Consider the following 14,429-nt stretch of genomic DNA (forward strand, 5'->3'; position numbering starts at 1 on the left):
CGATGGGTGATATCAGACGGCTGGCGGTGCCCGGGGATGGAAAAAATGTGCGACAACGCGCGGGATAAATTGAGGGAGCAGGGGAAGTGCGGGCGGTTTGGCCGCCTGCAAGGCTGACCAGAGCGGCACCAAATTATTCAGGTCCAGCGGCATATGCGCCAGCAAAACGCAGTAGCCGCAGGCGCTGTCATCCATCATTGACATGGGATGATGCACCATCATCCGGGCATGTTCCGCCGCCGCGCCGGGCATGCTTATCGCTACTTCAGTGTCTGCGTGGGATGCCTGTTCCATTGTATGCATCTGATGCAGATGCTCTACAGAGATACCCTGGTCGCGGCTAGTCTGAATAGCCGGCACCGGCATGCTGTGCTGCATGCCTGGCATCATGAAACGATCGCCATAAGCCGACACCAGTGATTTTGAGATCACCGGAGCAATAAACAGCAGCATTATGGCAAACAGCCCGAGCCAGGCGGCGAAGCGACTGGATGAGCGGGAGATCTGAATCAACGACAAGACAGCTGGTATCCTGAACAGAGATGAACGGCGGACAGTGTAACAAAGAATGTCGCTCTGCCCCAGCGCGGTAATAAATCCGCGCAGCCTGAAAAGGCGATCAAGTGAGTAGCCACTCACAAAAGTGCCGGTCAGGTGACTGACCGGCGCGCTGTGGTTACCGGTAGGACAACTTTAGCGCCCGCCGGGGATCTGACATACGTCGATCCATGTTGCTTCGGTGAGCGCCGCCATTCTTTCCGGCGCGATGCGGATAGCGCTGTTGATGGATCCTGCGGCGGGTAGCACTTCATCGTAGGCCCGCAGCGAAATATCGCAGAAGATTTGTAATGGCGTCTCTAAACCGAACGGGCATACGCCACCTACCGGATGGCCTGTCCAGTTCACAACCTCATCAGTGCTCAGCATACGGGCTTTTGTACCCAGCGCCTGCTTCAGTTTAAGGTTATCCAGGCGGGCATCGCCCCTTGTCACGATCAGCACTACCCGATCGCGGACTTTGAGTGTCAGCGTTTTGGCTATCTGTCCTGGCTTAACGTGGTGTGCTCTGGCCGCCAGCGCCACGGTCGCGGTGCTTTCAGCAAGCTCAATAATCTCAATATCAGGGGCGCGTTCGGCGAAGAACTGCCGTACAGAGTCCAGGCTCATGCTTATCTCCAACTCAACGAAGCGGATAAACCTGCCACAGAGTACGGGGAGTGTAAACGGGGAAGGGAGCGATCAGACCGGTTTTAAGGTGCAGTTGCCGCAGCGCTGTACATCAGGCAGGCGGTAACGCTGGCAGCAGGTACGCCGCTGCATCTCATCTTCGCCTGGCAGCATCGTACGGTAGAAAGGATTATCGCTACCGTCTGACAGCGTTTTTGAGAAGAAAAAGGTGTGTTCCAGCTCTGCGCGTAACGCTTCACCGATCAGTGGGGCAATTTCGCCTAAAAACCAGTAAACGGAAAACCCGGTATTGCTCCAGATCAGCTTGCCGTTGATATCGCCATGCTGCTCTATGCCCTGGATAGCCGGAATAAGGTGCTGCTGGATCAGACGATCCATACGACGGCGTGGGCTGAGATAGCGGGCCTCTTCATCTTCGCGGACATCAATCCAGAAGGCGGCGGGACGGCCGGTTTCATGAAATTCAACGTGGCAGCGTTCGGGAGAGCAGTCCAGCGCGCGGGACTCCAGCAACAGGCTCATCATCATCGGAGGAAGAAAAAGACCGAAATACCACTGCGCCCAGAGCGACTGAAGCGGTTTGTTTTCCCGCGCCATTTCACCCTGCTCGCGATAGATAAAATCACCATAACGGCGGTTAAGCTGCGCAAACACCTCAGGTTGTGACCAGCGCTTGAGCGTCATACACTCGGCGGGGGCCTCTTCACCGAGGTGGATCGTTTCCAGGAAGTAAGCACGGTGCTCGCTGAATAACGCACGCAGCGAATCGCCAAGCGAGCGATCGCTTTGCAGAAAGATCAGCGGATAAGAACCATACTCAGAAGCCTGCCGAACGATCGTGGTCATGAGCTACCCAGTTTAAACCGAAGTATAAAAACAAATGATAATCGTTCTTGATTGTATCTGAGGGGCATCGCTCAGACAAGCAGCATTTTAAGACGCATTGTGCAGCACCTTATTCCCCCTGGTGATGGCAGGGTTATCATCATTGTGCGGCTAAAAGTGCATTCCGCTTTTTAGTTACGGAACGAAACTGAGGTAAAAATTTCTCCCGTCAGGGCACAGCAGTGAAACGTAATGCGCCTGCAGCAATAATAAATTCCTTTTTAGAAGAATAAATAATACATGCGCTGAAAGTGAATATAATTAAGGTCAGGATGACTATTTAGTCAATAAGATGTCGGGAAGTAAGCAATTAATTAAATGGCAAAGTGAGGGGGCAGGGCTAATTCTGCTTATCAGGATTATCTTAAATTTAACGGGTAATCCATGACTGAAATGTTTCGGCCTGCGTGGCAGGCCCGTAACCTGAGTTAAATCGCATCGGCGGGGTGGCTGAGTGAATTTTTAACAGTTTCTTCACTGGAAAGAATGGTATTTCTGCCACGGCTTTTCGCCAGATAAAGCGCCCTGTCCGCACTGCTCAGCGCGGTATCGAAATCTTCGCCGTGAAGGGGCGCGAATCCTGCACTGATCGTGACGTGAGTGGCCACGCGCTCGTTGAAAAGATGAGGAATTTCCAGCTCCAGCACATTCTGGCGAATACGTTCGGACAGCTTGCGGGCAATGGATTCGTTTACGTTGGTCAGTAAAACCAGGAACTCTTCCCCCCCGTAGCGCGTCACAATATCACGGGAGCGCACCGCATCACGGATGGCAATGGAAACGCGCGCCAGCGCCTGATCGCCCATCGCGTGTCCGTAGTTATCGTTATACGCTTTGAAATGATCAATATCGAGAAGCAGGACAAAGTGGCTTCCTGCATGGTTATCAAGGATGTTCTGCAGCCTGTTTTTCAGCCCACGGCGGTTGTAGAGTCCGGTAAGCGGATCGAGCATGCTCAGGTCGCTGTAGGTTTCTTTCTCTTCATAGAGCTGACGCATCAGGCGGCGGGTAAAGATATCGCGTCGCCGCTGCATCAGGTGATGTAAAGTCAGGCCGCCAAGTGGAAGCGCAATTGCGAACAAAATCAACAAGGTGTGATGACCATTGTCCAGCACTAGCGCCGTCAGTGATGAGGGAGTTATATGCAGCCCATAGGCGGGCAAGTGGTCGCCCAAGGCAATCACGCCGATAAAAAATACCCCAATCAGGCCGATCGCTAAAAAGCTGCCGTCCAGAGGAAAGATAAATTTATAATTAAGTAAAATTTGCCACGCCCAAAGTAAACCTGTGATCAGTGCCACAATATTTAATATTGGTAATTTCCCCGTTGGCTTCAGCGTTACCCAGAGTAAAATTAATGCGCTGGTTAAAGCGACCGTCATCACCGGCGTCATTAACTCAAATGCGCGGTTTTTTCCGAAGCTGTATAAACAAAATAATGCTGTTGCTGTGTTTAAAAAAAGAAAAAGCATCAGTGAAAGGCGATGCTTGCTGTGAAGCAATTCATCATAACTTTGTAATTTCATTATGTTCTACTCGTAACTGCCCAGAAATAGCGCACGACGGTAACCGAAGGTGCCGGGCTATTTCACGCGTGGAATAGTGTGTACTTATTATTATTTGCGTTTTCATTATATGTGGAGCGAATGCAATTTAGCACTTAACGCCAGCACTGTCATTAGCACCACAGGAGTTTAGGATAATGGCGCTAAAAGTTGCTGAAAGATGATAGGGATTCTTATATGATACTGGTAATCATTATCATTTAAGAGAGTGTGGGGTTGTGATGCTGATAGCGATAATTACCGCATGTGCTGTTTGGGGCGTCAGCCTGATGCTGGGGAAAAAACTGGATAGCGGCTGGGGCATACTGTTGCCCTGTACGGTGATGTCGGTGATAAGCTTGATGAATCTGACGTTCGGCGAATGGCGGCTGATCATGGTTATCGCGCTGCTGGCGACAATAGTCATGCTCTATCACAAACGGCTACGTCACTATTTGCTGTTGCCTTCTTGCATGGCGCTGACGGGTAGCATCGCGGCGATATCACTGAATTTCGGTACGCTTTAACAGGGGAGAAAAAAGAATAACGGAAAATGCAGGCGATAAGAGAGAGTAAAGCTGGAGGGTTGTTCAACGTGGTGCGAAGAGAGGGACTTGAACCCTCACGTCCGTTAAGACACTAACACCTGAAGCTAGCGCGTCTACCAATTCCGCCACCTTCGCATCTCTGTTGAACTGCTTATTCACATCACCGCATTTGGTGCGAAGAGAGGGACTTGAACCCTCACGTCCGTTAAGACACTAACACCTGAAGCTAGCGCGTCTACCAATTCCGCCACCTTCGCGCAGATGCTGCGTAATATGAATAACATGGTTTTTGGTGCGAAGAGAGGGACTTGAACCCTCACGTCCGTTAAGACACTAACACCTGAAGCTAGCGCGTCTACCAATTCCGCCACCTTCGCATACCCGCAATACAGATAAAATGTATTGCAACCACGGAGGCGCATTCTAGAGATTTTCCAGGGGACGTCAACAGTTATTTGACGCCCCTGCGGCGATCGCTGCAAAAAGCAACGTTCCTGCCGCTTTGTAACGGAATCAGGCGTTTGCCCGTGGATGGCTTCAGCTACCCACGGGCCGGACGAGCGTTAATGCTTCGCTTTACTGGCGCGGGCCAGGACGGCACGGTAAACCTTAAACCGCCCGTTCTGCAGCAGAACTTCATGGCTGCCAAACGTTTCATCCAGCACCTGCGGATAGGGCAAAAAGGCATTTGCCACAATGCGCAGCTCGCCGCCCATATTCAGGTGTTTCACCGCGCCGCGAATCAGTGTCTGCGCGGCGTCCAGGCTGGTTTGCATACCATCATGGAAAGGCGGATTGGAGAGGATCATATCGTAGCGCCCGTTCACGTCAGAGTAGACGTTACTGGCAAAGACTTCGCCTTCAATCTGGTTTGCGGCAAGGGTTGCCTTACTGGCTTCTATCGCGGCGGCGTTAACGTCCGTCATAAACAGGCGAACCTTGGGAGAGAAGCGGGCCAGCATGACGGAAAGCACCCCCGCGCCACAGCCCACATCCAGTACTTTGCCTTTGGTGTGCGGCTTAAGCGTGGAGAGAAGCAAGTTGCTGCCGGCATCAAGACCGTCACGGCTGAAAACGCCGGGCAGCGTTTTTACGGTCAAATCACCAAGCGAATACTCATCCCACCAGGCGTCGGCATCAAAGCTTGGTTGTGCGTCGAGCCTGCCGTGATAGAGGCCACAGCGGCGGGCGCTGTCAATTTTACTCAGCGTTGCCCATTTTGCGACCATCTGTTCAGCGCTACGCACGCCGCTGCGGTTTTCACCCACCACAAACAGATCGCTGCCGACCGGCAACAGCGACAGCAGATTCTCAAGCTGAAACTGCGCTTCAGGCTTATTTTTCGGCCAGAAGTAGATCAGCGTATCGCACTCTGCCAGCTGCTCTGCCGTGGCAATCAGACCAAAGTGGGCATTCTCTCCCAGCGCACGGCTGAGGATCTGCCAGTGATGATACTGTTGCGTATGCACCCGGCTCAGGGCGGTCTCCAACTGGGCGGGCAGATCATCCTGCAAGTCGCCAGCAAACAGCACGCGGCGTTGAGTAAATTCATCACTGTGGCGCAGTATCACTTCACTGGCCGGGGAAAATGCAGACATCGGTGGCTCCTTACAAATCAGAGCGGGGATTATACCCAAATTAACCGGGCAAGTAAGAAGCGGTGAGAGGTTTGTTGGCGCAGATTGGATGGGTTTGCTAGCATAGCGGCGCAATCGGGCGACCAGACGGGATAAAGTATGTCTTCCAGACGTGACTGGTTATTACAGCAAATGGGCATAACGCAGTACAGACTGCGGCGTCCGCGCGCCCTGCACGGCGAGGTTGCGGTATCGCTGCCTGAAAATACCCGGCTACTGATTATTGCCGATGCCCCTCCTTTACTGAACGATCCCCTGATCGGCGATGTGCTCCGTGCCATGCTGATGCAGGAGAATGAAGTGGTTGTGCTTACGCCCGATCAGCTCGCAATGCTGCCCGATGATACCCGTTGTATAAGCTGGTGCATGGGGCTGGCGGCGCCAGTTGCGCTGGCAGGTTCCCAGATCGCTTCGCCTGCCCTGGCGGAGCTTTACGACAATGCCGGTGCGAAACGCGCGCTATGGCAGCAGATTTCTCACTATGAATCCGATTTCTTTACTGACACCGCAGGATCTTGAACGGGCATTTGCCATTGAGCAACGCGCCCACGCTTATCCCTGGAGTGAAAAAACGCTGGTAAGTAATCAGGGCGAACGCTACCTGAATTACCGGCTTGATGCCGAAGGCAAGATGGCGGCATTTGCTATCACACAGGTGGTGCTGGATGAGGCTACGCTGTTCAACCTGGCGGTAGATCCGGACTTTCAGCGCAGAGGACTCGGACGCGCCTTGCTGCAGCACCTTATTAGCGAACTGGAAGCGCGCGAGGTTCAAACGCTCTGGCTGGAGGTGCGTGCTTCTAACCGACCCGCTATCGCGCTCTATGCGTCGCTGGACTTCAATGAAGTGTCGGTACGCCGCAACTATTACCCCAGCGCAGATGGAAAAGAAGATGCCATCATTATGGCGCTGACAATCTGAGATAACAGGTAAGTACCGCTATTGTGCTCAGCCTCCGGGCAGCACGCTGTGCGACTGGCCTGGCAACCCGCCATCAGGTACTGACCTCAAAACCCTATAAGGATCGCAAGATGTTAAAAGAGTGGGACTGGATCTTATTTGACGCCGACGACACACTGTTCCATTTCGATGCCTATGCTGGCTTACAGCGCCTGTTTCAGAACTACGAAGTTGAGTTTACTCCCCGCGATTATGACGACTATCAGGCGATCAACAAACCGCTGTGGGTTGACTATCAGAACGGCGCTATCAGTGCGCTACAGCTTCAGCATCAGCGTTTTCAGGGATGGGCAGAACGGCTGAAAGTAACGCCGCACGATCTGAACAGCGGTTTTCTCACCGCGATGGCGGAAATTTGCGTGCCGCTGGCTGGCGCGGTGAATTTGCTCAATAGCCTGAAGGGAAGGGTGAAAATGGGCATTATTACCAACGGGTTTACGGCGCTTCAGCAGGTCCGCCTTCAGCGCACCGGTTTTATGGACTATTTTGATCTGCTGGTCATTTCCGAGCAGGTAGGTCATGCCAAGCCGCATCCGGCCATTTTTGACTATGCGCTGGAACAGATGGGCAGGCCTGCGCGGGAAAGAGTCATGATGGTGGGCGACAATCCGGATTCTGATATTCTGGGCGGCATGCGGGCGGGGCTGGCAACCTGCTGGCTGAACGCGGACAACCGGGCGCTGCCGGAAGGGATTACGCCTACCTGGCAGGTTAAGTCGCTGAAAGAGCTGGAAACGCTGCTGGTAGGGTAGTGTCATCTGGATGTGACAACGAAAAGGCTGACCAGGACGGTGCGCTGGTCAGCGATGATGTCACCGCGAAGGGCGATAAAACGGGTTTATTTCGCCAGCTTATCCTGCGTTTTCAACTCAAAATCGCTGGCGTCGTGCCGCTCATGAAGCTGCTCTGATGGGTCACCAAAGGTACGGTTAACGATACGTCCCCGTTTTACTGCCGGGCGCTGGGCAATTTCGTCAGCCCAGCGCTGAACGTTTTTGTAGGCGTCCGCATTAAGAAACTCCGCCGCGTCATAAACCATCCCTTTGACCAGCGCGCCGTACCACGGCCAGATAGCGATATCCGCAATAGTGTAATTTTCACCGGCGATGTAGCGATGCTGGGCAAGTTGCCGATCCAGCACGTCGAGCTGTCGCTTCGCTTCCATGGTAAAGCGATCGATAGCGTACTCAATTTTTACCGGCGCGTAGGCATAAAAATGGCCGAAGCCGCCGCCCAGATAGGGCGCGGAACCCTGTAACCAGAACAGCCAGTTTAAGGTTTCGGTACGTGAGGCCGGGTCTTTAGGCAGGAAATGACCGAATTTTTCGGCCAGATAGAGCAGAATAGCCCCCGACTCAAACACCCGCGTCGGGGGCGTGGTGGTGACGTCCAGCAGGGCAGGAATTTTTGAGTTTGGATTAATATCCACAAAGCCGGATTTGAACTGATCGCCTTCACCGATGCGGATCAGATACGCATCATATTCCGCATCGTTAACGTTCAGTGCCAGCAGCTCTTCCAGCATAATGGTCACTTTCTGGCCGTTCGGCGTACCCATTGAGTAGAGCTGAAGAGGGTGCTTGCCGGTCGGCAGGGTCGCCTCGCTGCGCGGGCCGGCCGTAGGGCGGTTGATGCTTCCCCAGGTGCCGCCAGCGTCTTTCTTTTCCGTCCAGACTTGCGCTGGCTGATAGTCGTTATCACTCATAACTGAAAGTACCCTTTTTTATGGTGGATGGCGCATAGCCCGATGACGCTGCGCCGCCGATGGTCTAAAACATAGCCTCGTTGCAGAAAAAAAACCAAACGCGGTTGTTACACCGGATGTCAGATATAGCATTGTCGTGTGTACGGCGTTTATCCTGAAAGAGCACTCTGTCTGGTGAAGCTGAGGACGTTAGTAATGGAGCATTACCTGAGCGATTTAAAAAAGGCAGGCCTGACCCTGAGCGATGATGGCCGGGTTTGCTGCGCATGGCAGTCTGTCATGCCCGATTATCACGACAATGAATGGGGCAGGCCGGTGACTGACGACCGGCGACTGTTTGAAAAGGTCTGCCTGGAAGGGTTCCATTCCGGCATGTCGTGGCAGCTGATATATCATAAACGGCAACACTTTCGCCGGGCGTTTCAGGATTTCGACTTTCACACCGTCGCGCGGTTTACCGAGGCCGACGTGGAAAGGCTGATGAACGATAAAACGATTGTGCGTAATCGCGCGAAAATCCTCTCTGCAATCAATAATGCGAAACGGGCAATTGAGCTGGTGAGCGAGGCGGGTTCGCTCGGCGCGTGGTTCTGGCAGTTTGAGCCTTCTCCGCAGGAAAGACCGGCCAGAATCGATCTGGCATACTGGCAGTCTGCCAAAACGTCGCCGGAGGCCATCCGCCTCTCAAAAGCGTTGAAAAAGCGTGGCTGGACCTGGGTTGGCCCCGTCACGGCTTATGCGCTGATGCAGGCGTTAGGCATGATTAACGATCATATTGAAGGCTGTCAGTGTCGCGAAGTGTGTGAAGCAGAGCGAACAAATCTGATCCGTCCGCCGTTAAAATCGTGATAAACCACCATGCTCCACAGGGGACGAAGCCAATGTAGCCAGAAATGGAGCGATGCCGCACTACGGGTGAAAAAACAGCAAGGATGCGCAGTGCTTTGCGACCTGCCTGCATTTCTGCGTATTCCCTCCCGTTCTGCATTGTTTATCACTGCTGGATCGGCGAAAATGCCGGCCATTGATGATTAATCCCCTGTGAACCTGCTCCGCGCTGACCGCGCAGCAGCACAGCATAAACAGAGTTTCTTCATGTCAAACGCACCCTTTATGCAAGAGGTGGCCCGTCGCCGCACTTTTGCCATTATTTCTCACCCCGATGCGGGTAAAACCACCATCACTGAAAAAGTGCTGCTGTTCGGGCAGGCGATTCAGACCGCCGGTACGGTTAAAGGCCGCGGCTCCAGCCAGCATGCCAAATCGGACTGGATGGAAATGGAAAAGCAGCGTGGTATCTCAATCACCACCTCCGTGATGCAGTTTCCTTATCGGGAATCGCTGATTAACCTGCTGGACACCCCCGGTCACGAAGACTTCTCGGAAGATACTTACCGTACGCTGACGGCGGTGGACTGCTGCCTGATGGTGATTGATGCGGCAAAAGGCGTTGAGGATCGTACCCGCAAGCTGATGGAAGTAACCCGTCTGCGCGACACGCCGATCCTGACGTTTATGAACAAGCTGGACCGCGATATCCGCGATCCGATGGAAGTGCTGGATGAGGTCGAAAGCGAGCTGAAAATCGCCTGCGCACCCATCACCTGGCCTATCGGCTGCGGCAAACTGTTTAAGGGCGTTTATCACCTTTATAAAGATGAAACCTATCTTTATCAGTCTGGCAAAGGCCATACCATTCAGGAAGTTCGCGTGGTGAAAGGGCTGGATAATCCGGACCTGGATAGCGCTATTGGCGAAGAGCTGGCCACGCAGCTGCGTGAAGAGCTTGAGCTGGTACAGGGCGCCTCTCATGAGTTCGAGCGCGAGGCTTTCCTTGCCGGACAGCTGACCCCGGTTTTCTTTGGTACCGCGCTAGGTAACTTCGGGGTGGACCACATGCTGGACGGGCTGGTGGAGTGGGCGCCGTCGCCAATGCCGCGCGAAACGGATCTGCGCACCGTCACCGCCGCCGATGAAAAATTTACCGGCTTCGTCTTTAAAATTCAGGCGAATATGGATCCGAAGCACCGCGACCGCGTGGCCTTTTTGCGCGTGGTTTCTGGCCGCTATGAGAAAGGCATGAAGCTGCGCCAGGTTCGTCTGGGCAAAGATGTGGTGATTGCCGACGCGCTGACCTTTATGGCCGGCGATCGTTCTCACGTTGAAGAAGCCTATCCGGGCGATATTATTGGCCTGCATAACCACGGCACTATCCAGATCGGCGACACCTTCACCCAGGGTGAAAATATGAAGTTCACCGGTATTCCGAACTTCGCGCCGGAGCTGTTCCGCCGTATTCGTCTGCGCGATCCGCTGAAGCAAAAACAGTTGCTGAAGGGACTGGTGCAGCTTTCGGAAGAGGGCGCGGTGCAGGTGTTCCGTCCGGTGCATAATAACGATCTGATCGTTGGCGCTGTCGGTGTACTGCAGTTTGACGTGGTGGTGGCGCGTCTGAAAAGCGAATATAACGTTGAGGCGATTTACGAAGCGATCAACGTCTCCACCGCTCGCTGGGTGGAATGCGCGGATGCGAAGAAGTTTGATGAGTTCCAGCGTAAAAATGAAGTCAACCTCGCCCTCGACGGCGGGGATAATCTGACTTATATCGCGCCCACCATGGTGAACCTGAATATCACGCAGGAACGTTATCCGGAAGTGGTGTTCCGTAAAACCCGCGAACACTAAGATCCTGACGACACACCCTATCTTTGCGAAGCGATGCCCGGTGCATCGCTTTTTTTATGCTGGTTTCTTCCCTTCAGACGCGTTTTTGGCGTACAGACTCATCTTAAAAAATTGCGCTTCTGAGCAAATATCCATCATATCAACCACAAGCGGCTGTGAAATCCTGATTAGCGACTATATTTATTTCAACAGGACGCAAAACATGCGGCGCGGTTGCTGCGACGTCTTACTCCTCCAGTCACGCCGTTTGTGACTGAAAACTCACAGTTGTGAGAGTATGAACTGAGAAGGAAGAGATCGATGAACAAGACTAAGATTGCTAAAACTCTGATGGCTGTAATGATGGGTTCTGCTCTGGTAAGCGGTGCAGCGATGGCTGAAGACACCACCACACCAAAAGTGCAGTCCACTAACGATAGCGTGAGTTCTAAGATCGATAGCTCTATGGACAAAGTCGGTAACTACATGGATGACAGCGGAGTGACTGCCAAGGTGAAAGCTGCCCTGGTAGACAGCGATGCCATTAAAAGCACGGATATCTCGGTCGAAACTCATCAAGGCGTGGTCACGCTGAGTGGTTTCGTCCCGTCGCAGGATCAGGCTGAAATGGCCGTTGCGGCGGCGAAGAAAGTCGAGGGTGTGAAATCCGTCAGCGATAAACTACACGTTAAAGACAGCACAGAAGCAAGCGTCAGTGGTTATGCTGGTGATGCGGCAACAACCAGCGAAATCAAAGCTAAACTGTTAGCGGACGATATCGTTCCGTCACGTAATGTTAAAGTGGAAACCACCAATGGCGTGGTGCAGCTTTCTGGTACGGTAAAAAATCAGGCACAGTCTGAACGTGCTGAAGGCATTGCCAAAGCCATTGATGGCGTGAAAAGCGTGAAAAACGATCTCTCTGTGAAATCGTAATGAGACAGCAGGCCGTTCTCATCAGAGAACGGCGCTGGCCCGGTGATTGTTAGAAAGACAATAAATGACTCATGCCGCTGTAAGGCTGAATTGAATAACAGAAGCAGTTCGATTTTCACTATAAGGTAAGGAGAGGCTTATGTTTCGTTGGGGTATTATTTTTCTGGTCATCGCGCTTATCGCTGCGGCGTTAGGCTTCGGCGGTCTGGCGGGTACAGCCGCGTGGGCAGCCAAGATTGTTTTCGTTGTCGGTATCATCATCTTCCTGATCAGCCTGTTTACCGGCCGCAAGAAGTTATAGACGTACTGACGATAAACGTTTCAGAAAAGACCAGCTACGGCTGGTCTTTTTGTTGCTGACGACTTTTTGCGCAGGAAAGCAAATTCCGCCACAACCCGCGCCTCCATTAACCGTATCCTGAGCATGAAATTTCATATAAGGATACCGAAGTGGGAAACTATATCCCCATCATCCCAGGCCTGACAGAGACACCCGCGTTAGTGCCTTTTCGCCCTGGCAAGCTGGCGCTGGTATGCGAAGGTGGCGGGCAGCGGGGCATATTTACCGCCGGGGTGCTTGATGAGTTTCAGCGCGCCAGCTTCAATCCGTTCGATTTGATGCTCGGCACTTCTGCCGGTGCGCAGAACTTATCCGCCTATATTTGCGGGCAGCCGGGATATGCCCGCCGGGTGATCACCCGCTATACCACCAGTAAACTGTTTTTTAATCCGCTACGCTTTGTACGTGGGGGACACCTGATCGATCTGGACTGGCTCCTTGATATCACTGCTGCAGAGTTTCCGCTGGCGATGGCGGCAGGTGAAAAAATGGTCTCTTCAGGCCGGGAGTTTTACATGTGCGCCTGCCGCAGCGACGACTATTCGCCCGGCTATTTTGCGCCGACGGCAGCCAACTGGCTGAACCTGATTAAAGCGTCCAGCGCGATACCGGGCTTCTACCGTCCCGGCGTCGATCTGGAGGGAATAAGCTATCTGGATGGAGGCATCAGCGACGCTATTCCGGTGCGTGAAGCGGCCCGGCGTGGGGCGGAAACCATTGTGGTGATCCGTACGGTGCCTTCACAAATGACCTATACGCCGCAATGGCTGAAACGAATGGAGCGCTGGTTCAGCGAAGGCGCCCTGCAGCCGCTGGTTACAATTATGCAGCTGCATGAGGCAAGCTATCGCCAGACGCAGGAATTTATTCAGCATCCGCCGGGTAACGTGACGATCGTTGAGATCGCCCCGCCTCACGCGCTGGCCAGCAGAGCGCTGGGAAGCCGGATTGCGTCACTGAATCAGGATTATCATCTGGGCCGTCACTGCGGACGCCATTTTCTGGCAACGGTTGGACAGTGGCTCCGGGATAGCAGTACGTTGGTGAACAAGCCGCCGGCGGTGCCTGTTGCCCCGGTCGCCAACGAACCGGATCGCCAGGGCATCGCCGTGGCGTCTGAGGCCGGTAACGACGCGGACTACACTAAAGGATCGCTGGCATGACACCTGAATTTGTTGATACTCACTGTCACTTTGACTTTCCGCCCTTCTGCGGCAATGAAGCAGAAAGCCTGCGCCTGGCGGAAGAGGCAGGCGTAAAAAAGCTGATTGCTGTTGGCGTCTCGGCAGATCGCTTCGCGGGCGTAATGGCGCTGGCAGACCGCTATCAGCCGGTCTTTGCGGCGCTCGGCATTCATCCTCTGGCGATCGCTGATTTTCGCGAAGAACATCTTGCAGAGCTGGAAGCGTTCCTCCGTCAGCGTCCCGACAAACTGGTCGCGATAGGTGAAATTGGCCTGGATCGCTTCGAAGAAGATGCTCAGTTTGAGCGGCAGGAAGCGTTACTGATTGCGCAACTGCGGCTGGCCAAAGCGTATGATCTGCCGGTCATTCTTCACTCCCGCCGCACTCACGATAAGCTGGCCATGCATCTCCGGCGCCTTGATCTGCCGAGGCGGGGCGTGGTGCACGGTTTTGCCGGCAGCGAGCAGCAGGCGCTGGCGTTCATTCGTGCCGGCTATTTTATTGGCGTGGGCGGTACCATGACCTATGAACGCGCAACGAAAACCCGCAACACGCTTGCCCGTCTGCCGCTCTCTTCCCTTCTGCTGGAGACCGATTCGCCCGATATGCCCGTGCAGGGTTTTCAGGGCCAGCCCAATCGTCCCGAGCGGATCAAAAATATCTGGCAGAGCCTGTGTGCAATTCGTGAAGAGTCGCCACAGGAGATCGCCGACGCTATTCGGGAAAACACCCGTACGCTGTTTCATCTCTGAGTGTCTAAACTTTCACAATAGCCTCCGCTGACGCGCAACGCTGGCGCGGCTGCCTGCGGGAACAGGAGTAAATGTTATTATTTTA

16 protein-coding genes and 3 tRNA genes are annotated in these 14,429 nt (G+C 53.6%); 10 read left to right on the forward strand and 9 right to left on the reverse strand.

Annotated elements, in window-relative coordinates:
- Positions 1 to 12: 12 nt before the first annotated feature.
- The 4 genes from EA20_RS0111415 to EA20_RS0111430 all read right to left on the reverse strand — a co-directional run bounded on the left by EA20_RS0111415 (position 13) and on the right by EA20_RS0111430 (position 3,599).
- Positions 13 to 519 (reverse strand): DUF2946 domain-containing protein, encoded by a 507-nt coding sequence (locus EA20_RS0111415; protein WP_024966952.1) that lies wholly within the window; start codon positions 517 to 519, stop codon positions 13 to 15.
- A gap of 174 nt (positions 520 to 693) precedes the next feature.
- The gene (locus EA20_RS0111420) at positions 694 to 1,167 is read right to left on the reverse strand and encodes a YbaK/EbsC family protein (protein WP_024966953.1); all 474 of its coding nucleotides are present in this window, start codon (positions 1,165 to 1,167) and stop codon (positions 694 to 696) included.
- Positions 1,168 to 1,239: 72 nt separating this feature from the next.
- Positions 1,240 to 2,034, reverse strand: coding sequence for a siderophore-iron reductase FhuF (gene fhuF / locus EA20_RS0111425; RefSeq protein WP_024966954.1), 795 nt, complete (start codon positions 2,032 to 2,034; stop codon positions 1,240 to 1,242).
- A gap of 467 nt (positions 2,035 to 2,501) precedes the next feature.
- Complete coding sequence (locus EA20_RS0111430) at positions 2,502 to 3,599, reverse strand: diguanylate cyclase (RefSeq protein WP_024966955.1); 1,098 nt, start codon at positions 3,597 to 3,599, stop codon at positions 2,502 to 2,504.
- A 260-nt stretch (positions 3,600 to 3,859) separates the two neighbouring features.
- Here EA20_RS0111430 and EA20_RS0111435 point away from each other — a divergent pair, with 260 nt between their 5' ends.
- Entirely contained in the window at positions 3,860 to 4,144 is a 285-nt protein-coding gene (locus tag EA20_RS0111435; protein ID WP_024966956.1) for a DUF1435 domain-containing protein, read from the forward strand.
- Between the two features lie 69 nt (positions 4,145 to 4,213).
- Here EA20_RS0111435 and EA20_RS0111440 read toward each other — a convergent pair.
- The 4 genes from EA20_RS0111440 to rsmC form a co-directional block, all read right to left on the reverse strand.
- Positions 4,214 to 4,300 (reverse strand) — tRNA-Leu (locus EA20_RS0111440).
- 35 nt (positions 4,301 to 4,335) lie between these two features.
- Positions 4,336 to 4,422 (reverse strand) — tRNA-Leu (locus tag EA20_RS0111445).
- A 33-nt stretch (positions 4,423 to 4,455) separates the two neighbouring features.
- Positions 4,456 to 4,542 (reverse strand) — tRNA-Leu (locus tag EA20_RS0111450).
- A gap of 186 nt (positions 4,543 to 4,728) precedes the next feature.
- Positions 4,729 to 5,763, reverse strand: a complete 1,035-nt coding sequence (rsmC, locus tag EA20_RS0111455) for a 16S rRNA (guanine(1207)-N(2))-methyltransferase RsmC (protein ID WP_024966957.1) — start codon at positions 5,761 to 5,763, stop codon at positions 4,729 to 4,731.
- A 138-nt stretch (positions 5,764 to 5,901) separates the two neighbouring features.
- Between rsmC and EA20_RS0111460 the strand changes: the two genes are divergently transcribed.
- The 3 genes from EA20_RS0111460 (at position 5,902) to yjjG (ending at position 7,515) form a co-directional block, all read left to right on the forward strand.
- Positions 5,902 to 6,321, forward strand: a complete 420-nt coding sequence (locus tag EA20_RS0111460; RefSeq protein WP_024966958.1) for a DNA polymerase III subunit psi — start codon at positions 5,902 to 5,904, stop codon at positions 6,319 to 6,321.
- Positions 6,284 to 6,724, forward strand: a complete 441-nt coding sequence (rimI, locus tag EA20_RS0111465; RefSeq protein ID WP_024966959.1) for a ribosomal protein S18-alanine N-acetyltransferase — start codon at positions 6,284 to 6,286, stop codon at positions 6,722 to 6,724. Before EA20_RS0111460 ends, rimI begins: the two co-directional genes overlap by 38 nt.
- Positions 6,725 to 6,834: 110 nt before the next feature.
- The gene (yjjG, locus tag EA20_RS0111470) at positions 6,835 to 7,515 is read left to right on the forward strand and encodes a pyrimidine 5'-nucleotidase (protein WP_024966960.1); all 681 of its coding nucleotides are present in this window, start codon (positions 6,835 to 6,837) and stop codon (positions 7,513 to 7,515) included.
- A gap of 86 nt (positions 7,516 to 7,601) precedes the next feature.
- Here yjjG and yghU read toward each other — a convergent pair whose 3' ends face one another.
- Positions 7,602 to 8,468: a glutathione-dependent disulfide-bond oxidoreductase gene (gene yghU, locus EA20_RS0111475; protein ID WP_024966961.1), complete on the reverse strand. Its 867-nt coding sequence runs from the start codon at positions 8,466 to 8,468 to the stop codon at positions 7,602 to 7,604.
- A 195-nt stretch (positions 8,469 to 8,663) separates the two neighbouring features.
- On the opposite strand from yghU, the gene EA20_RS0111480 reads away from it, so the two are divergent.
- The 6 genes from EA20_RS0111480 to EA20_RS0111505 all read left to right on the forward strand — a co-directional run bounded on the left by EA20_RS0111480 (position 8,664) and on the right by EA20_RS0111505 (position 14,344).
- Entirely contained in the window at positions 8,664 to 9,317 is a 654-nt protein-coding gene (locus tag EA20_RS0111480) for a DNA-3-methyladenine glycosylase I (protein ID WP_024966962.1), read from the forward strand.
- Between the two features lie 246 nt (positions 9,318 to 9,563).
- Positions 9,564 to 11,153, forward strand: coding sequence for a peptide chain release factor 3 (gene prfC, locus EA20_RS0111485; RefSeq protein ID WP_024966963.1), 1,590 nt, complete (start codon positions 9,564 to 9,566; stop codon positions 11,151 to 11,153).
- A 300-nt stretch (positions 11,154 to 11,453) separates the two neighbouring features.
- Positions 11,454 to 12,068 carry a molecular chaperone OsmY gene (osmY, locus tag EA20_RS0111490; RefSeq protein WP_024966964.1) on the forward strand — a complete coding sequence of 205 codons (615 nt, stop codon included), beginning with the start codon at positions 11,454 to 11,456 and terminating at the stop codon, positions 12,066 to 12,068.
- A gap of 139 nt (positions 12,069 to 12,207) precedes the next feature.
- On the forward strand, positions 12,208 to 12,369 hold the full coding sequence (locus tag EA20_RS20260) for a DUF1328 domain-containing protein (protein WP_071995405.1): 162 nt from the start codon (positions 12,208 to 12,210) through the stop codon (positions 12,367 to 12,369).
- Between the two features lie 149 nt (positions 12,370 to 12,518).
- Complete coding sequence (locus EA20_RS0111500) at positions 12,519 to 13,571, forward strand: patatin family protein (RefSeq protein ID WP_024966965.1); 1,053 nt, start codon at positions 12,519 to 12,521, stop codon at positions 13,569 to 13,571.
- On the forward strand, positions 13,568 to 14,344 hold the full coding sequence (locus EA20_RS0111505; RefSeq protein ID WP_024966966.1) for a TatD family hydrolase: 777 nt from the start codon (positions 13,568 to 13,570) through the stop codon (positions 14,342 to 14,344). Before EA20_RS0111500 ends, EA20_RS0111505 begins: the two co-directional genes overlap by 4 nt.
- Positions 14,345 to 14,429: the final 85 nt, after the last annotated feature.

Source organism: Pantoea sp. IMH, assembly GCF_000599885.1.
GTDB lineage: Bacteria > Pseudomonadota > Gammaproteobacteria > Enterobacterales > Enterobacteriaceae > Erwinia.

Excerpts from the sequence above, each read along its gene's own strand:
- prfC (WP_024966963.1), top strand. The coding sequence starts at position 9,564 with ATGTCAAACGCACCCTTTATGCAAGAGGTGGCCCGTCGCCGCACTTTT.
- EA20_RS0111505 (WP_024966966.1), top strand. The coding sequence starts at position 13,568 with ATGACACCTGAATTTGTTGATACTCACTGTCACTTTGACTTTCCGCCC.
- yghU (WP_024966961.1), bottom strand. The coding sequence starts at position 8,468 with ATGAGTGATAACGACTATCAGCCAGCGCAAGTCTGGACGGAAAAGAAA.
- rimI (WP_024966959.1), top strand. The coding sequence starts at position 6,284 with ATGAATCCGATTTCTTTACTGACACCGCAGGATCTTGAACGGGCATTT.
- EA20_RS0111430 (WP_024966955.1), bottom strand. The coding sequence starts at position 3,599 with ATGAAATTACAAAGTTATGATGAATTGCTTCACAGCAAGCATCGCCTT.
- EA20_RS0111435 (WP_024966956.1), top strand. The coding sequence starts at position 3,860 with ATGCTGATAGCGATAATTACCGCATGTGCTGTTTGGGGCGTCAGCCTG.
- yjjG (WP_024966960.1), top strand. The coding sequence starts at position 6,835 with ATGTTAAAAGAGTGGGACTGGATCTTATTTGACGCCGACGACACACTG.
- EA20_RS20260 (WP_071995405.1), top strand. The coding sequence starts at position 12,208 with ATGTTTCGTTGGGGTATTATTTTTCTGGTCATCGCGCTTATCGCTGCG.
- osmY (WP_024966964.1), top strand. The coding sequence starts at position 11,454 with ATGAACAAGACTAAGATTGCTAAAACTCTGATGGCTGTAATGATGGGT.
- fhuF (WP_024966954.1), bottom strand. The coding sequence starts at position 2,034 with ATGACCACGATCGTTCGGCAGGCTTCTGAGTATGGTTCTTATCCGCTG.
- EA20_RS0111460 (WP_024966958.1), top strand. The coding sequence starts at position 5,902 with ATGTCTTCCAGACGTGACTGGTTATTACAGCAAATGGGCATAACGCAG.
- rsmC (WP_024966957.1), bottom strand. The coding sequence starts at position 5,763 with ATGTCTGCATTTTCCCCGGCCAGTGAAGTGATACTGCGCCACAGTGAT.
- EA20_RS0111480 (WP_024966962.1), top strand. The coding sequence starts at position 8,664 with ATGGAGCATTACCTGAGCGATTTAAAAAAGGCAGGCCTGACCCTGAGC.
- EA20_RS0111420 (WP_024966953.1), bottom strand. The coding sequence starts at position 1,167 with ATGAGCCTGGACTCTGTACGGCAGTTCTTCGCCGAACGCGCCCCTGAT.